The organism is Ruegeria sp. CH8, from assembly GCF_056536985.1.
Map to the genome: position 1 here is coordinate 1 of NZ_JBQFQR010000072.1, position 1,512 is coordinate 1,512.

Sequence of the window (1,512 nt, forward strand, 5' to 3'; positions counted from 1 at the left end):
ACACAAAGCCCGGCAACAGGGTATCCCCGCCCAAGTCCAGAACTTCGGTGTTATCGCCGATCAGCGCCTCTGCTCCTGAGACATCGCCAACGTAACTTATCTGGTTCCCCGTGACCGCAACGGCCTGCGCCGTCGGCGCATCGTCATTCATGGTCAGGACGGATGCATTGGTGAAGACCAGATCGGCGGCCTGCGCATAGAGAGCGGTTGACGATATCAATAGCGCAGCAATGGAAAGTGTTAGCTTTTTCATGAGGCACTCCGAGGGCGTTGACTGATTTTCTATATTCGAGCTCGATAGTGTAACCTGAGTTCCAACCTGGCTATCCGAATCGTGCAAACTATTATGAATAAGTGAATTTCATCGTGCTGCAGCTGGAGGCAGGCAAAATCTGGGCTAACTGAGACGCTATGTTCCTATGCAAAGAAATCCGTTCGGTAGAAGACCTGCCCAATTACAATGACGTTCAGTACGAAGCGCTGGTGCTGTCTCCTCAGGGGCCAAAACTGAATTGGCGCAGTGCCCAATACAATGGTTTTGGTCTTCACTCTGAAGCAGTTTATTCGCGCATACGTTATCAAGAGGTTCAACATAGCGGTACGGTCTTCTACGGGTTGTTCTTGCCAAATGGTGATCCGGTTCGATTTCAGGGAACCCTGTATAAGGTTCCGTTCATGGTGTGTTGGCATGGACAAAAACCAACGGAATATGACTACGTAGCCGAAGCTGGTACTCAGATTTACATGCTGGAAGTTCCGTGGCTTCAGGTCGAGAAGCGTGGATGGGCAACGTTTAAAGCACCCATCCGCCTGTCCGGATCCGATGCTCTGAATGCTTATGTCCGATGCATTGAGAAATGGCTTTGCCACAAACAAACTGCCACGGGTGCGACAGCAGCTTGGATGCTAAATAACGTTCTCGAGAACCTCGAAAACTTGGCAGGTGAAATTCTTTACTATGCCGAACCACAAATGGCCGCAGAAAAGGCGAGCCATTGTCAATGGAAGACCGTTGTGGCGGCCGAAGAGTATTTTTCAGAAAACCCGGCTGGCACGAAACTAACGGTTCAACAACTATGCCGCGAACTCGGGGTATCGAGGCGGTCACTCTTTTTGGCCTTTGAAAAACAACTTGGTGTTGGCCCAAGCAAGTTCCAGTCGATTGTACAGCTACATCGGCTAAGGTCACTTTTGCTGGAAAGCACCTATGAGAAAGGTGTCGTTTCAAAACTCATCGGCGAAGCCGGGTTTAGTCACTTTGGCCGGACATCAGTTGCCTACCGCCAATTCTTTGGTGAGACGCCAATAGAAACGGCTACGCGATCCAAAAACGGTTCAGCTACAGGAATTTCGTAAGACGAGAGTCCGCTTTGGCTTCGAAGCGGTCATTCGCTGCAGCCGACTCGAATGACCGCTCTGCTGGACGAAGCAGCCGCTCGGTATCTCGACAGTAATGCCCGGTTCTCGAACTGATATCTATTGGCGCAAGGCTGGGAGGCCAATTCCAGTGCT

Annotated in this window: 1 protein-coding gene and 1 pseudogene; one reads left to right on the forward strand and one right to left on the reverse strand. The window is 50.9% G+C overall.

The annotated features are described in order from the left end of the window. Positions 1-253, reverse strand: a pseudogene (locus ACR0ER_RS25540) (amidohydrolase); the annotation flags it as partial. Between the two features lie 158 nt (positions 254-411). Between ACR0ER_RS25540 and ACR0ER_RS25545 the strand changes: the two are divergent. Further along, a complete protein-coding gene (locus ACR0ER_RS25545) occupies positions 412-1,356 on the forward strand; it encodes a helix-turn-helix domain-containing protein (RefSeq protein ID WP_480771266.1) in 945 nt (314 codons plus the stop codon). The last annotated feature ends 156 nt before the right edge of the window (positions 1,357-1,512 follow it).